This window comes from Bradyrhizobium sp. ORS 375 (assembly GCF_000239775.1).
Lineage (GTDB): Bacteria > Pseudomonadota > Alphaproteobacteria > Rhizobiales > Xanthobacteraceae > Bradyrhizobium.
Map to the genome: position 1 here is coordinate 16,875 of NZ_CAFI01000008.1, position 23,339 is coordinate 40,213.

Genomic DNA, 23,339 nt, shown 5'->3' on the forward strand with positions numbered 1-23,339 from the left:
TGAAACTTATGAAGTGACGGCACTAAGGGAGATGGCGCGTTACCAGCAGGTTTCCGACATTGCAGAGACGCCGTGAAGCGCGGGCGCTTGGTGAACGCATCCTTGAATACGCCCCGGGGCCGGTATGAAGCTGCCTTAACGCTCGCAGCGCGCGCATGAGCCTGAACAACAAGGAAGGTGTTTGCGCACGAGAAGGTTGAATAGACACTCAGACTCGCGCCCTACGGAGCGGAGGCTCCGGGGCAGCGCACGACCTTCGCGGGCGTGAGATGATTAGTCGTATCAGGGCGAGTAGCGCGCCGAGACCTTCCTGACGCTGGATACCGGACCTGCGGGATGCCCCATGCTGATGGCCGGTGAGAAAACCGAGACTCCAGAAGCAGGTGCAGCGTCGTCCAACTAACTGGATGGGCTGACCTCGTTGTCGGGGCATCCTGACCAAGCAGGCGAACTACGCGTGGAGGTTCTACATGCGAGTGCCGAGGCCTGGCTCATGTCGCGGACCGGTTCGCCATCGGACTCTCGGACGTCGCGAAGATCGACATGCTCGAGGCGAACAGCGTCTGGTGCGAATGCTGCACCTCCGGTTGCTGTTGACAGACGCGTGCAACAACGCGATTTGTCAGCAGCGGCTGAAGCGCGTCAGACTCGCTGGAACAAGAGTTCCAAACATGAGTTCGGGTTCGGTACGAGCAAAGGCTCTGCCCTTCAGAGCTGATCTGTCGCGGCGTGCGCGACCCGTGCGATGATTGGCGCGAGGGGAGGAGACGTCGTGTTTCGTTGGGGATTGCGGCTCGCCGGGAACTCCGGCATCTGGCCCATCTCGGCCTATCTCCTCATCCTTGCGCTAGCGACCTCCATTCCGATCACAGCCTGTGCGGCGTTCCTCGCCTATCACTTCGTTTCGGAATCGTCGCAACACCGCAAGGTCGAGTATGAAGACCGGCTTCGGCTGATGCGCAACGCCACCGAGCTCCGTGTCGCCAACATCATCGAGGACCTGCAGGTCCTCGCGCTGTCGCCGCTGCTGGCGAACGGACGCTTCGCCGAGTTCAGGGACCACGCGATCGACGCGGTCAAGCTGATCGGCGGGGTGGCGATTGCGCTTTACGAGCCCGATGGACAGCAGCTCGTCAACACCCGGCTCGATCCCGGAACGCCGCTGCCGAAACGCACGGCCTTCGAGGCCGAGCGCCGGGCGATCGAGACCGGCCGACCGCAGGTGTCCGGCCTGCAGAAGGCGGTGGTCGACGGTCAGCCCATCGTCACCATCGCGGTGCCGGTGCAGGTTGCGGGGCAGGTCCGCTATGCGCTCAATGTCGGGCTCTCGCCGCGATATCTGTCGTCGCTGATGGACGACTACGTGTCTGCGGGGCTGGTCGGCAGCATCATCGACCAGCAGGGGCTGCTGCTGGCTCGGCGACCGCTGCTGGGCGACGACGACCTGATCGGCCAGCTGACCATCCCGGCCGTGAGATCGCACATCGGGCAGGCCTCGGCGTGGTGGATCAAGGCCGTCTCGCGGTCCGGGGTTGCGACCTACACATCGCTGCTGCGCTCGGATCAGAGTGGCTGGACGATCAATCTGGCGGTGCCTCGGGATGCCATCGATGGACCGCTGCATCGGACGATCGAATGGATCGTCGCGCTGACCCTGTTCACCTTCGCGCTGAGCATGGCGCTGGCGCGGCTGCTCGGTCGTCGCCTTCTCGCCGGGTTCTCTGATCTGGAGCGCTACGTGTCAGGTCTGCAGGCCGGCGTCGCCGCGCCCCACAAGGGGCGGATCGCAGAGGTCAATCGCATGAAGCAGGTGCTTCATCGCGTCGGCGGCGAGTTGGCGAGCGCCCTGAAGCAGCAGCGTGACCTGCTCGACGAGATCAACCACCGCGTCAAGAACACACTGGGCACGGTGCAGTCGATCGCGCGGCTGTCGCGTTCGAGCGCCAGCGACGTCGATCACTATGTCGCGGCCTTCGAAGGCCGCATCCTCGCGCTCTCGCAGGCCTACAATCTGCTGACGGAGAACAACTGGGTGGGCGCCGACGTCAGGGCGATCGTCGACCGCACGCTGGCGCCCTATGCCGGCGCCGACCGCCTGACCATCAGCGGCCCGAGCCTGCTGCTGCCGCCCAAGCTTGCGCTGGCGCTGGCGGCGGCCATTCAGGAGCTGAGCACCAACGCCGCCAAATACGGCGCCTTCTCCACACCCTCGGGCAAGCTCGACATAGCCTGGACAAGCCAGGAGAGCGGCCTCGTGCGCTTGATGTGGGTCGAGCGCGATGGGCCCCTGGTGCGCAAGCCGACGCGGCGCGGCTTCGGCACCAAGATGATCACGCGGATGTTCGGCGCCGAGAGCGGGTGGTCCGTTGCGCTCGACTTCGACCCGGGCGGCCTGCGCTGCACGATGCAGTTCGGCATTCACGACGAAGGTGCTCGCGAAACCCGCTTGACCGGGTGAGCTCCCGGCAGCCGACCGTTGCGCCGCCCTTGAGCAGACTCGCCTGCTGCCACGCTCGCCTTTGCGCAGAGACAGCCGGATCGGCACGCAAAGCGGTATTTGGCGACCGCGCAACTCTTCAGTGAAATAAACCGAACTGCAACACAGGGGCGCGATGTTTTGTCGCAGCGCAGTCCCGTTGGCGGCTGTTGTGCGGATTCGGATCGGCGCGGCGACCGACGATCGACGATCGGTATCAGGCACGGCCCAACAAAGAGCGGAGACCGGCTTCGACGGGCCGGATCATGGAGGTCAAGCGTGGGTACCAACCGACCAGAGAGCCGGGCGACCGCACTCGTTGCGCGCTTCCTCGGAGACCGCAAGGCCAACATCGCGGCGACGTTCGCGCTGGCGCTGCTGCCGATCCTGACGGCGATCGGCTGTGCGACCGACTACTCCATGGCGATGCGATTGAAGGTGAAGCTGCAGTCCGCCGCCGATGCCGCGAGCATCGCCTCCATCTCGGTCAATTCGGCCGGCTATGCCGCAGCCATGGCGATGACGGCGGACGGAACGGTGACCGCGGGGGTCAACGAAGCCAATAGTATTTTCAAGGGCAACGCCTCGACGTTTGGCGGCTATACCCTGACCTCCACGACCAGCACCGTGACCAAGACGAAGTCCACGCTGTCCTCGCAGGTCCAATTCACCGCCGCGGTGCCGACCACGTTCCTGACGGTGATCGGCTATCAGAATCTGACGGTCAGCGGCAGCTCCTCGTCGTCCGTCACCTTGCCGCTGTATCTCGATTTCTATCTCACCCTGGATGTCTCGGGATCGATGGGCCTGCCGTCGACGTCGGCCGAAGCCCAGCGCATGCAGGCCATCAGCCCTGACAACTACCGGCAATATCCGACCGGATGTACGCTCGCGTGTCACTTCTCGCCGCAGAACAGCGCCTGCACAGACTCTGGGACCCAGGGCTATCCGACCAACAATTACTGCCTCGGCTATGCGATCTCGCGGGTCAGCCAGAGCGGCTACAAGAGCCTGCTGACCACCAACAAGAACTACCCGAAGGGCGTCCAGCTGCCGCCATCGATCGTCTCCGGATTGCCGAACTCGCTGTACAACAAGCTGCCGACAGTGGCGAACTGCCCGACCGACGGGACGGACGACTGCATCCAGCTGCGCCTGGACGCCGTCGGCTACGCCGTCAATCAACTGTTCACGACCGCGAACAACACCAAGAAGGTCACCAACCAGTTCCGGATCGGACTGTATCCGTTCATTCGCTATCTCTATAGCTACTATCCGCTGACCAGCAACATCAGCGGCTCGACGAGCGATTCCACGACCATCAATTATGCTGCGGCGAACCTCGCGACCCTGCTCGACACCAACACCAACACCTCACTCGGCTCCGGCGGCACGCACATCGACACAGCGCTCGCCAGCGTCAACAACCTGATCGTCAGTGTGGGGGACGGAAGCGCCACGACCAACACCCTGCCCTATGTCTTCCTGGTCACCGACGGCGCGCAGGATCCCCAGGTGAAGGGAGTCCCGAACGGCTCATGGTCCGGCAGCAATCATGCGACCACGATCAATGCGGCCACATCGTGCACGCCGTTGAAGAACCGCGGGATCATCATCTCGGTGCTCTATATTCCCTATCAGACGATCAATCCGGTCAATGCGTCCTTCGCAGGCGACGAGGATGACTACGCCAACAACAATATCCCGAACATTCCACCGAGCTTGCAGGCCTGCGCGTCGCCGGGCTTCTTCTACACCGCGAACACGCCGGCGGACATCACGGCGGCGCTGAATGCGATGTTCAATCATGCCGTCTCCGAGGCGCATCTGACCCGATGAAGGCAAGCGCCGGACCATGCTCGCTTGGTTGAGCGATCATGTCCCGCCACGCCGGCGTTCCAGGGCGAAACGCCGGATCATCGTCGGGCGTCTGCACATAGGCATGGCCGCCGATGATCATCCACCACGGACCTGGTCCCGCGAAAGGCTCGCGCCTGACGGTGCGGAACGCCTCCTCGATCCTGGGATCATCGAGCTTGGCGGCGGTACAGATCAGCCTGGCGTAGAACCTGCGATGTTTTTCTGACTGATCCACGACGCGGCCTCACCGGCGATGCTGACAGAGCAAGGTCCGACCTTACACCGGTTCTTGCACATAGGACTACTAAAATACCTCCGACATCTCTGCCGGCTTCGGTTGCGGAGGGCGCATCTCAGAACTGAATCCCACCTGCCGCGTCGCTCTCAATGCTGCGCCTCGCGCGCGGCCGTGATCGCCCAGGCAAGGAAGATCGAGATCACGTCGCCGAGATGATTGGGGCCGCAGAAGGCTTCGAAGACCTCGCGGCGTACGCGGCAGTGGCACCAGTCGTCGTCATCGTCGCCCTGAACCTTCACCTCAGTGAATGGGCGCACCGCCAGGTCCGTCGAGGACAGGTCGATTCGCAGCGTCCATCCCGGGTTGTCCAAGGTCCCGATCTTGATCCCGTACTGATGCTCCCACTCGCCGTCGCATTGTGAGGCGTACCAGTCCTGAAGGGCCTTCAGAGGCTCGCGCTGATCCCGCATCGGCAATCTCGTCGGTTGGCGGCTGCGGCCCGCGATCGATCGGGCCGAAGACATCCGTGGCGCGCATCCGGCGCGGCCGGAAGAGGATGACGCAAGCGACCGATGTGCGCGAGAGCCGCCAGAGCACAGTCTCCGGACATGCTGTCCTATCCGTTACCTCGCCTCGGTCATCGCTGCCGCGGCGAGCAGGGCCGCTTCGATCGTGTCCCGCGTCTTGGCGAGATGCGCGGTCATGATCGTCACCGCGCGCTCGGCGTCGCGCGCCAGCGCCGCCTCCATCAACTCGCGATGCTCGCGCGCGACGTCGCGGTTGCCGCGATCGGTCTTGCGGGCGAGGTCGAGATAGCGCTCGTTGTGGACGAACAGGAGATCGCGCACCCGCATCATCCAGACGCTGCCGCAGGCCTGCGCGAGCGCGGCGTGGAACTCGCCATGCGCGATGGTCCAGGCCGGCGAGAAGCTGCCGTCGGCAGCCGCGATCGGCGTCGCCGCCATGCGGTGATGCGCGGCCACGACCGCCGTCTCCCAGCCAATGTCGCCATTTTCGATGGCGCGGCGCAGGCACTTGGTCTCGATCTCGATGCGCATGTCGGTGAGATCGCGCAGATCGGCCGCCGACACCGGCGCGACGCGAAAGCCGCGCTGCGGCAGTGCCGTCACCAGTCCCTCCGCCGTCAGCCGGGCTAGCGCCTCGCGGATCGCGCCCGTGCTGACAGCGAAGGCGGCACCGAGCTCGCTGATCTTCAGCTTCTCCTCGGGCCGATACAGGCCGGCGAGGAGGTTGGCGCGCAGCAGCTCATAGACGGCCTGGGTGGCACTTCCGGACATGGGGCACTCGATGGGACGCGGCACCATAGCAGACTTCCAGAAAATAGATTTTTAGAAGAAAATATATTTTTGTTGCCGCGTCCGTCGGGACCGGCCTAAGCTGCCCAGCAAAACGCCGCCGCCAGCGCGGCTTTCAGGGAGGACATCATGCGCAAGGCCATCGCAGCCGCAGGGCTGATCGTCGTGTCGTCGATGCTGGCGTCGCCGGGGCGTGCCGAGGATCAGCCCGGCGTCACCGCCACCGAGATCCGCATCGGCCAGACCATGCCCTATAGCGGGCCGGTGTCGGCCTTCGGCATCCTCGGCAAGGGCGAGGTGGCCTATTTCAAGATGGTCAACGACCGTGGCGGCATCAACGGCCGCAAGGTCAACCTGCTCTCGCTGGACGACAGCTACGTGCCGCCGAAGACGGTGGAGCAGACGCGGCGGCTGGTGGAGAGCGACGAGGTCTCCTTCATCTTCTCGACCATGGGCACCGCGCACAACACCGCAATCGCAAAGTATTTGCAGGGCAAGAAGGTGCCGCAATTGTTCGTCGCTTCGGGCGCCTCGAAGTTCGGCGATGCCGCGCAGTTTCCGCTCGCCTTGATGGGCGTGATGGCGCCGTTCCGCAACGAGGCGCGGATGTATGCGCGCTACGCGCTGCAGAAGAAGCCCGATGCGACGTTCGCGATCCTGGCGCAGAACGACGATTTCGGCCGCGACTATCTCGCCGGGCTGAAGGACGTGCTCGGCGAGCGCTTCGACACCGCGGTGACGGTGGCGAGCTACGAGGCGACCGAGCCGACCATCGACTCGCAGATCGTGAAGCTGAAATCGAGCGGCGCCGACGCGCTGATCATCGCCGCGACGCCGAAATTCGCCGCCCAGGCGATCCGCAAGACCCATGAGATCAATTGGCGGCCGATGACGTTCCTGACCAACGTCTCGGTGTGGATATCCTCGGTGATGGAGCCGGCTGGCCTGGAGGCCGGCACCGGCATCATCTCGACCGCCTACGTCAAGGACCCGCTCGATCCGGCCTGGGCCGACGATGCCGGCGTCAAGGGCTGGGGCGACTTCATGGCCAAATACGTGCCGGACGGCGACGTCCGCGATTCCAACTACGTCAACGGCTACAACAACGGCATGGTGCTGGAGCACGTGCTGAAGGCCGCCGGCAACGACCTGTCGCGCGAGAACATCCTCAAGCAGGCGCTGTCGATCAAGGACCTGGAGCTGCCGATGCTGCTGCCTGGGATCAGGGTGAACACCGGCGAGAGCGACCATCTGCCGGTCGAGCAGGTGCAGTTCATGCGCTTCACCGGCAAGCAGTGGGAACGGTTCGGGAAGGTGCTGTCGACCAAGTAGCGGCGTCTTGGCGTTTCGGCGCCGAGGGCTTAGACCTCTCCTGTCGACCACAGGAGAGCCGCGGCGCCGATGTCCGAGACCGATCCGCTCACGCTGAAATTCCGCTGTCCCCGCGAGCTCGAAGGCTTGATCCCGCAGCCGGTGCCGGCGCCGATGGGAATTCCCGACTGGGTCAAGGCGATGCCGGCGACGGCGTTCAGTCAGCTCAATCAGGCGGAGGAGCAGACCGTCAAGCGCTGTCCGCCGTTCATCGACGCGATGACGGCGGGCTTTCTGATTCCTCTGGTCTGCGACCTCAGGGTCGAGGACGGCGGCATCAGCTGGGACAATGAGCTGCCGTCAGGCGGCGCGATTGACTTCCCGCGCTCGCCGGTCAGCTTTCACGATGTGGCGCAGGTGACGGGCTCGCCGCTGTTCGAGGCCGACCGCTTCCTGCTGAAGTTTCACAATCTCTGGACGATCGAAGCGCCCGCGGGCTGGTCGCTGCTGTTCACCCATCCGCTGAACCGCTTCGACCTGCCGTTCACCACCGTGACGGGCCTCGTCGACAGTGACCGCTTCCACGACAGCTTCGTGCATTTCCCGGCGCATTGGCACGACATGTCGTTTCGCGGCGTGCTGCCCAAGGGCACGCCGGTGGCGCAGTGCATCCCGGTGAAGCGGCAGGCGTGGACGCTGCAGACCTCCGCATTCACCGATGAGGAAGTGGCGGAGGTTCATTCCGTGCGCGACGCGCTGAAGCGCGAGCAGGGCCTGTATCGCAAGCAGTTCAGGGCTTGATCGCCCCCGCCCCATCGGCACCGAGGAATCTGGCGGCGTCGCTCGGACGGAAGAAGAAGCGGCCGTGCGAGCTCACGGCCATCGTATAGGCGGCGCGGCTGAGCAGATGCGGCCGGCCGCGCATGATCGTGCGCAGCGCGGCTTCGGCGCCGGCGCGGTCGCCCAGCTCCATCAGGCACATCGCCAGATTGGCGCGGGTCTGGGTGTCCTCGGGACGCAAGCCCAGCGCGTGCTTGTAGGTCCCGGCCGCCTCGGCGTAGTCGCCGTCGAGAAACAGCACCCAGGCCAGCTCGATCAGGATGTCGGGACGACCGGGCGCCGCCTCGCGCGCCGCGGCGAAGTTGTCCCGCGCGCGGGCGCGCTGATTGGCCTGCAGACAGAGCCGCCCGAGATCGAGCTTGAGGTCGACGCTGTCCGGCGTCAGCGCCAGCGCCTCCTCGATGATGCCGATGGCTTCACCGAGCCGGCCTGATTTCGCCAGCCGCCCGGCCAGCTCCTGGAACGCTGGCAAAAACGGTGGCCGCCGCGCCGCGGTCTTGCGCAAGAGCGCGATGCCGTCGGCCGCACGGCGCGACTCGCAAAGCGCCGCGCCCAGCAACATCTCCAGCTCCGGATCAGGACCGCGCAGCGCCGCCTTCTCCAGCGGCGCGACCGCCTCGCCGGCGCGCTGCTGGGCGAGCAGCGCATGCGCGTAGACCATCAGCGCGGCGCGATCGGTCTTCGCGGTGCGCAGGATGGACGCTGCGATCTGCTCGGCGCGCGCGAACTGCCGCCCACGTAGCGCGTGGATCGCCTCCTGCAGGGCCTGCGCCTGCAACCTGTTCTGCGTCTTGCTCACGATCGACAACGCGTGGAGATGATCCGTCGGGTCTAGCCCGCGAAGCCCGGACGTGTCCAGCAACGTCCGCTCAGCCGAACAGCGGCGTGCCCGGCACAAAGGCGTCGAAGGCGGCCCAGAACTGCGAGCGGTAGCGGTCCTGCTCCTGCAGGATCTCGTGCTTGGCGCCGGCGATGACGAGATGCGAGCCGGCGCGCAGGTGATAGGCGAACTCCTCGATCGCGGCGGTCGACACCACGGTGTCGCTGGACGCCGCCAGCATCAGGATCGGCTGGCGGATCTGCGACGGATAGGTCATGCCACGGAAGGTCGCCATCGCCGAGAACGCGGCATCTGCCCAGGCCACCGTCGGCGAGGCGATGCCGAGTGTCGGATCCTCCTCGAGGATCGCGGCGTTGCGGGCGTAGCGCACGGGATCCGAGGTCAGCGGGTTGTTGACGAACGGCGCCAGCCCGCTGATCTCGTCATTGCCGCCCGGCACGTAGCGGCCGCCCTGCCCCGCCACGCGCATCGCGCGCAGCAGCAGCCGCGCCGGCAGCGAGGTGCGCTTGCCCGGCAGGTCGATCATCGGCGCCGACAGCACCACGCGGTCGAACCAGCGCTTCCCGGAATGCGCGAGCCGCAACAGCACCGTGCCGCCCATCGAATGCGCCAGCGCGAAATAGGGCGGCGGGCAGTCCGGGAGCACGACCTCGGTGATGAAGGTCTCGACATCGAGCTCGTAGTCGGAGAACGAGCGCACATAGCCTTTGCGGGAATCGCGCAGGCGCCGCGACGAATGGCCCTGGCCGCGCCAGTCGATGATCGCGACCGCGAAGCCGCGGTCGCGCAGATCGCGCACCGTCTCGAAGTACTTCTCGATCATCTCGCTGCGGCCGGTGAACACGCAGACGGTGCCCTTGCGCCCAGTCGGCGGGGCCCAACGCGCAAAGCGCAGCTCGGCGCCATCGGGGGTCTTGATGGTGCCGGCGGTGGCGTTTTCGGGGACGGGATTGGCGGGAATCGAGACGAGCGTCATGAGGCGCCCATCGAATAGGTGAAAGGCCGAGGGAATCAAGGGGTGGAACAGCAAAAAGAGCCCGTTTGGGAGACCCTTGAACGTCCAGGCGTCTGAACCATATCGGGGATGTGCAGGCCGTCACGGCTGCACGACAGCCCGGCCCGATGGCGGGCGGGTTTGCCTAACAGTCGCTCAATGGAGGACTTTGACCATGCGTACCTACGATCTCACCCCGTTCTATCGTTCCACCGTCGGTTTCGACCGTCTGTTTTCGCTGCTCGACCAGGCCACCGCCGAGCCCAGCCCCGGCTATCCGCCTTACAACATCGAGCGCACCGGTGAGAACGCCTACCGTATCACCGTCGCCGTCTCCGGCTTTGGCAAGGATGAGCTCTCCCTCGTCGCGAAGGAAAACACGCTGACGATCAAGGGCGAGAAGGCCGCCAACGAGAACGGCAAGAAGAGCGAAGTGCTCTATCGCGGCATCGCCGCCCGCGCCTTCGAGCGCTCGTTCCAGCTCGCCGACCACGTGGTGGTGAAGAACGCCAGCCTCGAGAACGGCCTGCTCCACGTCGACCTCGTACGCGAGATCCCCGAGGCCAAGAAGCCGCGGTCGATTCCGATCTCGACCAACGCGACGACCGAGCAGCCGGCGATCGAGGGTTCGGCCGAGAAGGCCGCCGCGTAATCGGCACGACGATCTCTTCAGAACACGAACGCCCCGGGCAAACCGGGGCGTTTTTTTGTGCTGTTGATTGGGCTGCTCTGATGCGATTGCGGCCTCTCCAAGCACGCTGTCATGCCCGCGAAGGCGGGCATCCAGTACGCCGCGTCGGTCGTGATGAACCGAGATGCCGGTGCTGACTGGATCGCCCGGTCAAGGCCGGGCGATGACAGCTGTGGGGACTGGACTGCAGCAGCGCGGCAGCAACTGCTCGCAATCGTCAATCCAGCCCCTGCGCCGGGGGCATCTTCGCTGTCGGCAGGATCTGGGGCACAGGCTTCGCCACCGGAGGGGTCACGGAGCCGGTCGTCTGCGGTGCGGCCGCGGCCGACTGCACAGGCTTGGCGTCCGCCGGCTTCGCCTCCGGCGCTTTCGCCTCCGGCGCCTTTGCCTCGGCCTCGGCCGGCTTCGCCTCGCCCGCCTTCGGCGGTTCCGCCTTGGCCTCAGTCGGCTTCGTCTCGACCGGCTTCACGTCCGGCTTGGCCTCGGCCGGCTTGATCTCCGCCGGCTTGGGCGCAACCGGCTTGGCCGCCTCGGCAGGCTTGGGGTTGAGCGCGGCCGTCTGCGGCGCGGGCGCCATGGGCCGGGCTGCCGGAGTCGGAACCTTCGGCAGCTGCGCCGGCATCGCGTTGGCAACTCGCGGCGCTGCAGGCGGCACGAGCCGCGGATCCGCCCGGATCACGGTCGGGGCCGGCAGGCGGTCGAGGCCGCCGCGCGGCGGCTCGAAGCGCATGCGTTCGTAGTCCTCGCCCCATTGCAAGGCCGGGACGAAGCGGATGATGCGGCCGGAGCGAGCATCGACGACGAGCTTGCCGTCCTCGCCCTCGCGGTCGAGCACCGCCACGACATAGACATTGCCGCGCTGCCGCGGCGCGCCGAGCGGCGAGAAGCCGTTGTCGCGCAGGATGGCATACACCTCATGGACCGGCAGGAACGCGGGCGCATAGCCATAGTCCTGCTGATAGCCCTCCCGGTAGCTGTCACGATAGCTGTCTTGGCGGTAAACCGGTGCCGGCGGCACGTAGCGTGGCTCCCGATAGCCGTAGTCCGAGCCCGGCCCGTAGCCGTAGCGCGGCGGCGGTGCCGGGATCACGGCCGGCGGCGGCGCCTCGGAATAGGGCGCATCGATATCGGAGACGGCCCGATACGGCCCGCGGAAACCCGCCGGTGGTAGCGGCTCGGCCTGCGCGGCAGCAAACGTCGCGATCAACGCGGCTGAGACGGCTCCAACTAGCAACTTCATGGCTCAAAGCTCCTGCATGCCCCCGCACGTGAAGCTGTTCGCTTCTTCTCAAGTGCGCTGACGTTCCGCCCTGATTCCGGCGGTCCTGGGTCGGAGACGGGGCGGGAACAGGGCGAAAGGTTTCAAAATTGCGCGCCATACGTGATCGGCCGGGCGGTTCGCGTCGTTCGATCCGAGCAAAAACGGAAGATTCGCCGGGGAACACGAACCTCTTGGGGGTCAGACCGCAGGACTCCGCGGCGCTTGTGTGATAGGTTAAAGTTTGGCAAGTTGCGGTTTAGGACAGAATTGCTGTCTAAAATTTCGTTGCAAAGGTGACCGAGACTTTGCAATGATGTTACGGCGCCCAATGACCTTGCGATCTGGGGCGTTGTGACATGAACAGGCCGTGGTCATCCAGCGGGGACGTGGTCCCCCGGTGACTGGCCTGAATTCTGCAAATGCGGCTCGCTGAGAAGGACGAGCGTTGGCTCCGGAGAGGGGCCCGCGCAGCGCCCGGGGTGCGCCGGACTGTGTACCGGACTGTGGTGAAGGCCCTGACCAATAACTGATGGGGACGGATATGAGCGGATCGAAGGTCGAGCACGGGAAGTTGGGCGGCGCGGTGCTGGCTGTGGATTCGCACGAAAAACCGGCCGAGATCACCCGCGAGCTGCATACGTGGCGCCCTGAAGCCGAGGGTCTCTACGATCCCGCGCAGGAGAAGGATTCCTGCGGCGTCGGCTTCATCGCCAACATCAAGGGCCAGAAGTCGCATCAGATCGTCGCCGACGCGCTGAACATCCTGTGCAACCTCGAGCATCGCGGCGCGGTCGGCGCCGACCCGCGCTTCGGCGACGGCGCCGGCATCCTGGTGCAGATCCCGCACGCCTTCTTCTCGCGCAAGGCGAAAGAGCTCGGCTTCACGCTGCCTGCCCCCGGCGAATACGCCATCGGCGCGCTGTTCATGCCGCGCGACGAGGCCTGGCGGAACGTCATCAAGAGCATCATCGCCGACCAGATCGAGGACGAGGGCCTGGTGCTGCTCGGCTGGCGCGACGTGCCGACCGACAACTCATCGCTGGGCGTGACGGTCAAGCCGACCGAGCCGCGCAGCATGCAGGTGTTCATCGGCCGCAACGGCGCCGCCAAGACCGAGGACGAGTTCGAGCGCAAGCTCTACATCCTCCGCAAGTCGATCTCGCAGGCGATCTATCAGCGCCGCGACCGCGGCATGTCGGGCTATTACCCGTGCTCGATGTCGTGCCGGACCGTGATCTACAAGGGCATGTTCCTGGCCGACCAGCTCGGCAAGTACTACGCTGACCTGCACGAGCCGGACTTCGAGAGCGCGCTGGCGCTGGTGCATCAGCGCTTCTCGACCAACACCTTCCCGACCTGGTCGCTGGCGCATCCCTATCGCATGATCGCGCACAACGGCGAGATCAACACGCTGCGCGGCAACGTCAACTGGATGGCGGCGCGCCAGGCGTCGGTGTCGTCGGAGCTGTTCGGCAAGGACATCAGCCGGCTCTGGCCGATCTCCTATGAAGGCCAGTCCGACACCGCCTGCTTCGACAACGCGCTCGAATTCCTGGTGCAGGGCGGCTACTCGCTGCCGCACGCGGTCATGATGATGATCCCGGAGGCGTGGGCCGGCAATCCCTTGATGAGCGAGCAGCGCCGCTCGTTCTACGAATATCACGCCGCGCTGATGGAGCCGTGGGACGGCCCGGCCGCGATCGCCTTCACCGACGGCCGCCAGATCGGCGCCACGCTCGACCGCAACGGCCTGCGGCCGGCGCGCTATCTCGTCACCAAGGACGACCGCATCGTGATGGCGTCCGAAATGGGCGTGCTGAAGATCCCGGAGGACCAGATCGTCACCAAGTGGCGTCTGCAGCCGGGCAAGATGCTGCTGGTCGACCTCGAGCAGGGCCGCCTGATTCCGGACGACGAGATCAAGGCACAGCTTGCCGCCAGCCATCCCTACACCGAGTGGCTCGCCCGCACGCAGATCCAGGTCGAGAAGCTGCCGGACGCACCGACCAAGGGTGCACGCACCAACCTGCCGCTCTTGGATCGGCAGCAGGCGTTCGGCTACACGGCCGAGGACATCAACATCCTGATGACGCCGATGGCCGCCACCGGCGAGGAAGCGACGGGCTCGATGGGCAACGACGCGCCGATCTCGGCGCTGTCGGACAAGCCCAAGCTGCTGTTCACCTACTTCAAGCAGAACTTCGCCCAGGTCACCAACCCGCCGATCGATCCGATCCGCGAGGAGCTGGTGATGAGCCTGGTGTCGATCATCGGCCCGCGCCCGAACCTGTTCGATCTCGAAGGCGTCGCCTCGACCAAGCGGCTCGAGGTGCATCAGCCGATCCTGACCGATGCGGACCTGGAGAAGATCCGCTCGATCTCGGAGGTCTCCGACAGCCACTTCGTCTCGCGCACGCTCGACACCACGTTCGACGCGAGCCTGGGCGCCGCCGGCTTCGAGCAGGTGCTCGACGATCTCTGCGGCCGTGCGGAAGCAGCCGTCCGCGAGGGCGTCAACATCATCATCCTGTCCGACCGCATGGTGTCGAACGACCGGATTCCGATCCCGTCGCTCTTGGCCTGCGCCGCCGTGCATCACCATCTGATCCGCACCGGCCTGCGCACGTCGGTCGGTCTCGTCGTCGAGAGCGGCGAGCCGCGCGAGGTGCATCACTTCGCCTGTCTCGCGGGCTACGGCGCCGAGGCGATCAACCCCTATCTCGCCTTCGAGACCATCATCGCGCTGAAGGACAAGCTGCCGGGCGCGCTGAGCGACTACGAGGTCGTCAAGCGCTACATCAAGTCGATCGGCAAGGGCCTGCTCAAGGTCATGTCGAAGATGGGCATCTCGACCTACCAGTCCTATTGCGGCGCGCAGATCTTCGACGCCGTCGGCCTCCGTGCCGAGTTCGTGCAGAAGTTCTTCGCCGGCACCCACACCCGGGTCGAAGGCGTCGGCCTTGCCGAGATCGCCGAGGAGACCACGCGCCGTCACCGCGACGCGTTCGGCGACGCGCTGGTCTACAAGTCCGCGCTCGACGTCGGCGGCGAATACGCCTTCCGCACCCGCGGCGAGGACCATGCGTGGACCGCCGAGTCCGTCGCGACGCTCCAGCACGCCGTGCGCGGCAACTCCAAGGACCGCTATCAGGCGTTCGCGAAGCTGCTCAACGAGCAGTCCGAGCGGCTCTTGACCCTGCGCGGCCTGTTCCGGATCAAGTCGGCTGAGGACGACAAGCGCAAGCCGGTCCCGCTCGACGAGGTCGAGCCGGCCAAGGAGATCGTCAAGCGCTTCGCCACCGGCGCGATGAGCTTCGGCTCGATCTCGCGCGAGGCGCATACGACGCTCGCGATTGCCATGAACCGGATCGGCGGCAAGTCGAACACCGGCGAGGGCGGCGAGGAAGCGGACCGCTTTAAGCCGCTGCCGAACGGCGACTCCATGCGCTCGGCGATCAAGCAGGTCGCGTCGGGCCGGTTCGGCGTGACGACGGAGTATCTCGTCAACTCGGACATGATGCAGATCAAGATGGCGCAGGGCGCGAAGCCCGGCGAAGGCGGCCAGCTGCCCGGCCACAAGGTCGATGCGACGATTGCCAAGGTGCGGCACTCGACCCCGGGCGTTGGCCTGATCTCGCCGCCGCCGCATCACGACATCTACTCGATCGAGGATCTCGCGCAGCTGATCTACGACCTGAAGAACGTCAATCCCGACGGTCAGGTCTCGGTCAAGCTGGTCTCCGAGATCGGCGTCGGCACGGTTGCCGCCGGCGTTGCGAAAGCGCGCGCCGACCATGTCACGATCGCGGGCTTCGAGGGCGGCACCGGTGCCTCTCCCCTCACCTCGATCAAGCATGCGGGCTCGCCGTGGGAGATCGGCCTCGCCGAGACGCATCAGACGCTGGTGCGCGAGCGGCTGCGCAGCCGCATCGTCGTCCAGGTCGACGGCGGCTTCCGCACCGGCCGTGACGTCGTGATCGGCGCGCTGCTCGGGGCCGACGAGTTCGGCTTTGCCACGGCGCCGCTGATCGCGGCGGGCTGCATCATGATGCGCAAGTGCCACCTCAACACCTGCCCGGTCGGCGTCGCCACCCAGGACCCGGTGCTGCGCAAGCGCTTCACCGGCCAGCCCGAGCACGTCATCAACTACTTCTTCTTCGTGGCCGAAGAGGTCCGCGAGATCATGGCAGCCCTCGGCTACCGCTCGTTCAACGAGATGGTCGGCCAGGTGCAGATGCTCGACCAGTCCAAGCTGGTGGCGCATTGGAAGGCCAAGGGCCTCGACTTCTCCAAGCTGTTCGTGAAGCAGAAGGAGGAGCCGGGCCAGAAGATCTACCACTCGGAGAAGCAGGATCATCATCTCGACGCCGTGCTCGACCGCAGACTGATCGAGCAGGCTAGGCCCGCGCTCGACCGCGGCGCGCCGGTCAAGATCGAGGCCGAGATCAACAACACCGACCGTTCGGCGGGCGCGATGCTTTCCGGCGCGGTGGCCAAGATCTACGGCCATGCCGGCCTGCCGCAGGACACGATCCATGTCAGCCTGAAGGGCACCGCCGGCCAGGCGTTCGGCGCCTGGCTCGCCAACGGCGTCACCTTCGAACTCGAAGGCGAAGGCAACGACTATGTCGGCAAGGGCCTGTCGGGCGGCCGCATCATCGTCAAGCCGCCGCGCAACTCCGGCATCGTGCCGGAGGAGTCGATCATCGTCGGCAACACCGTGATGTACGGCGCCATCTCCGGCGAGTGCTTCTTCCGCGGCATCGCCGGCGAGCGCTTCGCCGTCCGTAACTCCGGCGCCGTCGCGGTGGTCGAAGGCGCGGGCGATCATTGCTGCGAATACATGACCGGCGGCATCGTGGTCGTGCTCGGCAAGACCGGGCGCAACTTCGCCGCGGGCATGTCGGGCGGCGTCGCCTATGTGCTGGACGAGGCCGGCGACTTCGACAAGCACTGCAACATGGCGATGGTCGAACTCGAGCCTGTCTTGTCGGAGGAGATGATCGCCGAGGCCTCCTATCACCAGATGGGCGACCTCGAGGCGCATGGCCGTGTCGACGTGTTCAAGAACCTGCTGGCGTCCGACGTCGAGCGCCTGCACGTCCTGATCTCGCGTCACGCCAAGGCCACCAGCTCCAAGCGTGCCGCCGACATCCTGGCGAACTGGAAGGAGTTTGCGCCGAAGTTCCGCAAGGTCATGCCGGTCGAGTACCGCCGCGCTTTGAAGGAAATGGCGGCCAACGCCGACGCCGAGCCGAAGATCGCGATCGGGGCTTGAGGTTGCTCCTCATGGTGAGGAGGCGCGAAGCGCCGTCTCGAACCATGAGGCCGAGAGCGGGGCCTCGCCCTTCGAGACGCGGCGCAAGCGCCGCTCCTCAGGGTGAGGGTCAAGAGTGAGACGTCATTGCGAGCGCAGCGAAGCAATCCAGGGCCAGGAAGAAAGTCTGGATTGCTTCGTCGCCGGAGCCCGTCATCGGGCTCGCCGAAGGCGAGACCCGGTGGGCTCCTCGCAATGACGAAGTGAGAGACGGGCCTCATCCTTCGAGACGCGGCGAAGACGCCGCTCCTCAGGACGAGGGTCTAAGAGACGGCGTCATTCCGGGGCGCGCGCAGCGCGAACCCGGAATCTCGCGCCACAACTTCGAGATTCCGGGTCCGGCGCTGCGCGCCGTCCCGGAATGACGGAAACGATGACAAGGGACGTCGTAGGTCATGGGCAAGGTCACAGGTTTTCTCGAAATCGAGCGGCACGATCGCAAGTACGCACCGGTTGCCGAGCGGCTGAAGAACTTCAACGAGTTCGTGGTGCCGCTCTCCGAGAAGGAGCTGCGCGACCAGGCGGCGCGCTGCATGAATTGCGGCATTCCCTACTGCCACGGCACCGGCTCGGCCGCGCCGGGCACCACCGGCTGCCCGGTCAACAACCAGATCCCGGACTGGAACGACCTCGTTTACAACGGCAACTGGGAAGAGGCGTCGCGCAACCTGCACTCGACGAACAACTTCCCGGAGTTCACCGGCCGCATCTGCCCCGCCCCGTGCGAGGCATCGTGCACCCTGAACATCGACGACAATCCGGTGACCATCAAGACGATCGAATGCGCCATCGTCGACAAGGCCTGGGAGAACGGCTGGCTGAAGCCGGAGCCGGCCGCGGTCAAGACCGGCAAGAAGGTCGCGATCGTCGGCGCCGGCCCCGCAGGTCTCGCCGCCGCGCAGCAGCTCGCGCGCGCCGGCCACGAGGTGCATGTCTATGAGAAGCACGCCAAGGCCGGCGGACTGCTTCGCTACGGCATTCCCGACTTCAAGATGGAGAAGGGCATCATCGACCGCCGCATCGCGCAGATGGAAGGCGAAGGCGTCGTCTTCCACTACGGAGCTCATGTCGGCGGCAAGGACGGGATTGATCCGAAGTCGCTGCTGAAGGATTACGACGCCGTGGCGCTGACCGGCGGTGCGGAAGCGCCGCGCGACCTGCCGATCCCCGGCCGTGATCTTTCCGGCATTCACTACGCGATGGACTTCCTGCCGCAGCAGAACCGCCGCGTCGGCAACGAGCCGGTCAACGCCACCGAGATCCTCGCCGGCGGCAAGCATGTCGTCGTGATCGGCGGCGGCGACACCGGCTCTGACTGCATCGGCACCTCGCTGCGCCAGGGCGCCCTCTCCGTCACCCAGCTCGAGATCATGCCGGCGCCGCCGGAGCGCGAGGACAAGGCGCTGACCTGGCCGAACTGGCCGTTGAAGATGCGGACCTCGTCGAGCCAGGCCGAAGGCGCGGTGCGCGAGTTCGCGGTACTGACGCAGAAGTTCGAAGGCGAGAACGGCGCGGTGAAGAAGATGCACTGCGTGCGCGTCGATGCGCAGTTCAAGCCGATCCCGGGCACCGAGTTCGTGCTCGATGCCGACCTCGTGCTGCTCGCGATGGGCTTCGTGCATCCGGTGCACGAGGGCCTGCTCAAGAGCCTCGGCGTCGACCTTGACCCGCGCGGCAACGTCAAGGCCAACCTCTCGGACTACCAGACCTCGCTGCCGAAGGTGTTCTCCGCCGGCGACATGCGCCGCGGCCAGTCGCTGGTGGTGTGGGCGATCCGCGAGGGCCGCCTGTGCGCGCAGGCCGTCGACAAGTTCCTGATGGGCAAGACCGAGCTGCCGCGCTGAGCGCGGACGACGTCGCGCGTATCTGGCCTCTACGTCCTTAGTTGGATCCGATCCACCACCCCGACGCCCGTGCGCTCCCCTCCCCCTTGCGGGGAGGAGTCGGGGGTGGGGTCTCCGGGCGACGACCGTCCTGGAGGCCACCGGCGCTCCAACTGAACGTGCGGCAGTCGCGCTCTCGTCGACGCTTCCACCCTAGCTACGTCCGTCATTGCGAGCGCAGCGAAGCAATCCAGAGTCGCGGGCGGGATTCTGGATTGCTTTGCTGCGCTCGCGATGACGTGGTGGGGTCGTCGACTCAAACGGACAGCGAGCCCGTGGATGATCCCTCAGCTCTCGTCACGTCGAGCGGGACTCTCGGACCGCCCCCCTCCCCGCAAGGAGCCGCGGAGCGCACTGTCTGCGCGGTGGGAGATCGGGCCTATTCAGACAACGGGAAGACAAAAAGGGGTGGGGGCGTCCTCGACGTGAGTCTCCGCTCGGCCTGAAGTGGCAGGACAGGCCGTGGTCTCATGATCGATCGGATGAGCGTCGAAGCGTCAGGGTCGACGTTTCAACCGTGAAGCCCCCACCCGTCCTGGCCGCAAGGCCAGCTCGGATGAGCCGCGCGCGGCGCGGCTCTGATGTCAGGAGGGATGAGGCTGGCGTCGATGGCAGCCCTGCCCTGTTGTCCTCGGCAGGATTGATCGCGTCGCGTGCATCACGATGTCGCTCATGCTGGACGATCCCCATTGTTCGACGGCTGGACGCGGCGAACCCCTCCGGCTCCCGCAACCTAAGAGTGCGATTATTAAGATAAACCCAATGCCGCGCTCGGCATTCCCGTCAAATGCGATGCATCACGCAAAAAAGTTCGCATCGGGCTTCGCTCGTTCGAGTGACCGGACCAGGGATCAGAACATCGAACTCGCGCAGAGCTGATGCTTGCGATCAGTTCGTCGTCCGCGCCCAGATCTGTTCGGCCGGCACCGGCGGCATGACCCGGAAGATCTCGTCGATGAGTTGGCCCAGTTCCTCTGCGCTTGCGATGATCCGCTCCTCGATCACCTCGCCATCGCGCGCCTGCCGCTGATAACGGCGGCTGACCAGCTTGTGCCGCACGGTCGGTTCCACCCGCTCCATCATCAGCGTGTGCGTGGCCGGCACGTTCGCGTTGGTCGATGTGTACCAGCTGCCGAGCACATAGTCGGCGTGGATCTGCGGCGCGAGGTCGAACGCGTACATCATGCGCCAGCCGGTCGGCTGCTTGGCGCTGATCGTATAGAGCCCGTCCCAGGTGCCGATGCGGAACGTGCCCATCGGCGTCGGCTGCTCGGGCCCGACCTCCAGCCGCACAGGCCCGTCCATCATGCAGATGCCAAAGCCGACATCGACGAGATGCGGCTGGCCGTCGACCTCGACCAGCAGCATCATGTGCTGGCGCGGTCCGAGCGGATCTGTCGGCTGCGAGCGCCAGCGCACCCGCCCCGTGAGGCCGGTGACCTTGAAGCCGATCGCCTCCAGCGCCGCCTGAAACAGCACGTTCTGCTCGAAGCAGTAGCCGCCGCGACGGCTGTGGACGAGCTTCTGCTGCACCGAAGGCAAATCGACATGGACCGGACGCCCCATCAGCGGATCGAGCGCCTCGAACGGCAGCGCATCGACATGCGCGGCCTGCAGCGCCGCCAGCGTCGGCAGGTCCGGCGCAAGCGGCCCACGATAGGCGATGCGGGTGAGATAGGACGCGAGCTGAAACTCATCCGCCATCGCAGCGCCTTCCATCAGCTCTCGATCCGTGCCCAGACCGCGTCGACGGGGACAGGGAAGGTGAGGCCAAAGATCTCCTCGACGACGCGCTGCAACGCCTCCGGCGTCTCGATGATCTGCTCGCTCCTGATCTCGCCGTCGCGCGCCTCGACGACCAGCCGGCGGTTCACCAGCTTGTAGCGCAGCTCCGATGTCAGCCGTTCCAGGATCAGCATCGAGGTGAAGGGCGTGAGGGGACTGGTCGAGGTGAACCAGTTGGAGAGCATGTAGTCGGCGTGGATCTGCGGCGTCAGATCGAACACATACATCATGCGCCAGCCCGTCGGCTGCTTCGCCGCGAGCCAATACATTTCATCGGAGAATGTCAGGCGGAACGTGCCCATCGCTGTCGCCTGCTCGATGTCCGGCTCCATCCGCAGCGGCGTATCGAGCAGGCAGGAGCCGAAGCCGACATCCGCGAGATACGGTCCCTCCGGCAGGTCGACCTTCAGCATCATGTGCGTGCGCGGCGTATGCGGCGCGGCCGCGTCGAGCCGCCAGCGCACCCGCGCCGACAGCGGCGTGACCGCAAAGCCGATCGTCTCCAGCGCAGCTTTCAACAGCGCGTTCTGCTCGAAGCAATAGCCGCCGCGGCGGCCGTCGACGATCTTGGCCTGAAGCGAGGCGAGATCGATGTTCACGGGCCGGCCGAGCAGCGGATCGATGCCCTCGAACGCGATGGCATCGACATGCGCCGCCTGTAGCGCGGCGAGGGTCTCGAAGCTCGGCGTTAGCGGGCCGCGGTAACCGATCCGCGCGAGGTATTTGTCGAGGTTGAAGTCGGGTGACATTCCGGCAGTTCTCAGCGGTCGATATAATCGCGCCCGCGCGCAGATTGGAACGATCGTCGTTCCGGGGCGCGAGTGAAGCGAGCGAACCCGGAACCTCGAGATTCCGGGTTCGGTGCGACTGACGTCGCTCCGCCCCGGAATGACGGCATCCCTGGCATCGAGATCACGCCACCCCGGCGCGCAGCAGGTCGTGCATGTGGAGAATACCGACCGGCCTGGCGCCGTCGGTCACGATCAGCGTCGTGATCTTGGCGGAGTTCAGGATCTCCAGCGCCTCGGACGCCAGCGCCTCGCGGCGGACGGTGCGCGGGTTGGCGGTCATGATCTCGTCGACCGAGAGCGACAGCAGGTCGGCGCGCATCTTTCGGCGCAGATCGCCGTCGGTGATGATCCCTGCGACCTGGCCGCGGCCGTCGACGATGATGACGCAGCCGAGCCCCTTGGCCGACATCTCTTCCAGCGCATCGGCCATGCCGGTGCCGAGCGGCTTCAGCGGCACGGCGTCGCCGGAGCGCATCAGGTCGGAGATGTGCTTGAGCATGGCGCCGAGCTTGCCGCCCGGATGGAAATTGGCGAATTCCAGCGCAGTGAAGCCGCGGCCCTCGAGCAGCGCGATGGCCAGCGCATCGCCGATCGCGGCCTGCATCAGGGTCGACGTGGTCGGCGCCAGATTATGCGGACAGGCCTCGCGCGCCTTCGGCAGCTCCAGCACGATGCGCGCCGCCTGCCCCAGCGAGGACTGCGCGTTCGAGGTGATCGCGATCATCGGGATGGCAAAGCGCTTGGTGTAGTTGACCAGCGTCTTCATCTCCGGCTGCTCGCCGGACCACGACAGCGCTATGACGACGTCATCCGAGGTGATCATGCCGAGATCGCCATGGCCGGCCTCGGCGGAGTGAACGAAGAAGGCGGGCGTGCCGGTCGAGGCCAGCGTGGCGGCCATCTTGCGCGCGACGTGGCCGGACTTGCCGAGCCCGGTGAGGATGGCGCGGCCCTTGGCCTGGCGGATCAGCTCGACGGCGGCGGCAAAGGCCGCGCCCAGCGGGCCGTGCAGCGCGGCCGAGATCGCGGCAATGCCGTTGCTGCCGGCGTCCAGCGTGCGCAGCGCCGATTGGATGTCCGCGTTGGCGGGAGGGGCTTCGGTCAACGGCTTCGATCTCGGCATTCGCGCTTCCAAGGCTGAGACAGTCAGGCGCCGCTCTTTAGCATGGGTAAGGCGGCAAGGCGTCATCAACAGCCCATTAACCATATTTGTTTTTACTCCCTTAACGACGGTGTTGGCCGGCGGCGCGGGACTCCCCGACGACGCAGTTGATTTTGTTGGAGTATTTTCATCGTGGGGTGGAGGCCTGACAGCGGCCGCGTGAGGCGCGCGATGCGACGCGGCGCCTCTGCCGCATGCCTGCTGCTCGGCGCGCTCGGCCCCCACGCGGCCCAGTCCCAGACCATCGACGTGCTCCGCCCGGTGCGCGACGGCTTCCTCGCCCCGCAGGAGTCGCCGCTGCGGCGGACGGCGGTGAGCAGCCTGTCGGATGCCGTGCCGACCCCGGGCGTCCCAACCTCCCGTGCTCCGGCCAGCTCTGCCTCGGGCGCCAACCGCGTTCCCCTGCCCGGCGTGCCCGCCGCCAGCGGCGCGGCCGATGTCGGCTATGATTCGCTGAACCGCACCCGCAAGAAGGCCAAATACTATCCCGCGCAGCCGCGGCCGAAGCCGGCGCCCGGGCCCGGCACGCGGCCCTCCGGCGAGCTGACCGGGCAGCTGCGCCCGACCCTGCCG

At 66.1% G+C, this 23,339-nt stretch carries 16 protein-coding genes and 1 pseudogene; 8 read left to right on the top strand and 9 right to left on the bottom strand.

All coding sequences use genetic code 11. The features are described from left to right. Positions 1 to 772 precede the first annotated feature (772 nt). Positions 773 to 2,458 carry a sensor histidine kinase gene (locus BRAO375_RS00850; RefSeq protein ID WP_009025549.1) on the top strand — a complete coding sequence of 562 codons (1,686 nt, stop codon included), beginning with the start codon at positions 773 to 775 and terminating at the stop codon, positions 2,456 to 2,458. Positions 2,459 to 2,755: 297 nt separating this feature from the next. After that, positions 2,756 to 4,315: a TadE/TadG family type IV pilus assembly protein gene (locus BRAO375_RS00855; protein WP_009025550.1), complete on the top strand. Its 1,560-nt coding sequence runs from the start codon at positions 2,756 to 2,758 to the stop codon at positions 4,313 to 4,315. Here the strand turns inward: BRAO375_RS00855 and BRAO375_RS38450 are convergent. The 3 genes from BRAO375_RS38450 to BRAO375_RS00865 form a co-directional block, all read right to left on the bottom strand. Further along, complete coding sequence (locus BRAO375_RS38450; RefSeq protein WP_009025551.1) at positions 4,278 to 4,571, bottom strand: hypothetical protein; 294 nt, start codon at positions 4,569 to 4,571, stop codon at positions 4,278 to 4,280. The two genes, BRAO375_RS00855 and BRAO375_RS38450, sit on opposite strands and share 38 nt — an antisense overlap. Before the next feature lie 149 nt (positions 4,572 to 4,720). After that, positions 4,721 to 5,044, bottom strand: coding sequence for an immunity 53 family protein (locus BRAO375_RS00860; protein WP_009025552.1), 324 nt, complete (start codon positions 5,042 to 5,044; stop codon positions 4,721 to 4,723). Positions 5,045 to 5,197: 153 nt separating this feature from the next. Continuing rightward, positions 5,198 to 5,872, bottom strand: a complete 675-nt coding sequence (locus tag BRAO375_RS00865) for a GntR family transcriptional regulator (RefSeq protein WP_009025553.1) — start codon at positions 5,870 to 5,872, stop codon at positions 5,198 to 5,200. 147 nt (positions 5,873 to 6,019) lie between these two features. Here BRAO375_RS00865 and BRAO375_RS00870 point away from each other — a divergent pair, with 147 nt between their 5' ends. Then, complete coding sequence (locus tag BRAO375_RS00870; protein WP_009025554.1) at positions 6,020 to 7,222, top strand: ABC transporter substrate-binding protein; 1,203 nt, start codon at positions 6,020 to 6,022, stop codon at positions 7,220 to 7,222. Between the two features lie 69 nt (positions 7,223 to 7,291). After that, positions 7,292 to 8,002 carry a hypothetical protein gene (locus BRAO375_RS00875; RefSeq protein ID WP_009025555.1) on the top strand — a complete coding sequence of 237 codons (711 nt, stop codon included), beginning with the start codon at positions 7,292 to 7,294 and terminating at the stop codon, positions 8,000 to 8,002. Here the strand turns inward: BRAO375_RS00875 and BRAO375_RS00880 are convergent. Both BRAO375_RS00880 and BRAO375_RS00885 read right to left on the bottom strand, forming a co-directional pair. Continuing rightward, positions 7,992 to 8,840, bottom strand: a complete 849-nt coding sequence (locus BRAO375_RS00880) for a tetratricopeptide repeat protein (RefSeq protein WP_083842412.1) — start codon at positions 8,838 to 8,840, stop codon at positions 7,992 to 7,994. The two genes, BRAO375_RS00875 and BRAO375_RS00880, sit on opposite strands and share 11 nt — an antisense overlap. 70 nt (positions 8,841 to 8,910) lie before the next feature. Next, entirely contained in the window at positions 8,911 to 9,858 is a 948-nt protein-coding gene (locus BRAO375_RS00885; RefSeq protein ID WP_009025557.1) for an alpha/beta fold hydrolase, read from the bottom strand. 193 nt (positions 9,859 to 10,051) lie between these two features. Here BRAO375_RS00885 and BRAO375_RS00890 point away from each other — a divergent pair, with 193 nt between their 5' ends. Next, a complete protein-coding gene (locus BRAO375_RS00890) occupies positions 10,052 to 10,528 on the top strand; it encodes an Hsp20 family protein (protein ID WP_009025558.1) in 477 nt (158 codons plus the stop codon). 256 nt (positions 10,529 to 10,784) lie between these two features. Here BRAO375_RS00890 and BRAO375_RS00895 read toward each other — a convergent pair whose 3' ends face one another. Then, positions 10,785 to 11,807, bottom strand: a complete 1,023-nt coding sequence (locus BRAO375_RS00895; RefSeq protein WP_009025559.1) for a hypothetical protein — start codon at positions 11,805 to 11,807, stop codon at positions 10,785 to 10,787. A gap of 562 nt (positions 11,808 to 12,369) precedes the next feature. On the opposite strand from BRAO375_RS00895, the gene gltB reads away from it, so the two are divergent. Together gltB and BRAO375_RS00905 are read left to right on the top strand one after the other, a co-directional pair. Beyond that, the gene (gene gltB / locus BRAO375_RS00900) at positions 12,370 to 17,106 is read left to right on the top strand and encodes a glutamate synthase large subunit (protein WP_009025560.1); all 4,737 of its coding nucleotides are present in this window, start codon (positions 12,370 to 12,372) and stop codon (positions 17,104 to 17,106) included. Between the two features lie 434 nt (positions 17,107 to 17,540). Continuing rightward, positions 17,541 to 18,989, top strand: a complete 1,449-nt coding sequence (locus tag BRAO375_RS00905) for a glutamate synthase subunit beta (protein ID WP_009025561.1) — start codon at positions 17,541 to 17,543, stop codon at positions 18,987 to 18,989. 927 nt (positions 18,990 to 19,916) lie between these two features. On the opposite strand, the gene BRAO375_RS00910 is transcribed toward BRAO375_RS00905, so the two are convergent. From BRAO375_RS00910 to BRAO375_RS00920, 3 genes are all read right to left on the bottom strand, one after another. After that, entirely contained in the window at positions 19,917 to 20,732 is an 816-nt protein-coding gene (locus BRAO375_RS00910; protein WP_009025562.1) for an arylamine N-acetyltransferase family protein, read from the bottom strand. Between the two features lie 14 nt (positions 20,733 to 20,746). Then, entirely contained in the window at positions 20,747 to 21,562 is an 816-nt protein-coding gene (locus BRAO375_RS00915; protein WP_009025563.1) for an arylamine N-acetyltransferase family protein, read from the bottom strand. 163 nt (positions 21,563 to 21,725) lie between these two features. After that, positions 21,726 to 22,727 (bottom strand): KpsF/GutQ family sugar-phosphate isomerase, encoded by a 1,002-nt coding sequence (locus BRAO375_RS00920; protein WP_009025564.1) that lies wholly within the window; start codon positions 22,725 to 22,727, stop codon positions 21,726 to 21,728. Between the two features lie 210 nt (positions 22,728 to 22,937). On the opposite strand from BRAO375_RS00920, the pseudogene BRAO375_RS00925 reads away from it, so the two are divergent. Beyond that, positions 22,938 to 23,339, top strand: a pseudogene (locus BRAO375_RS00925) (outer membrane beta-barrel protein); the annotation flags it as partial.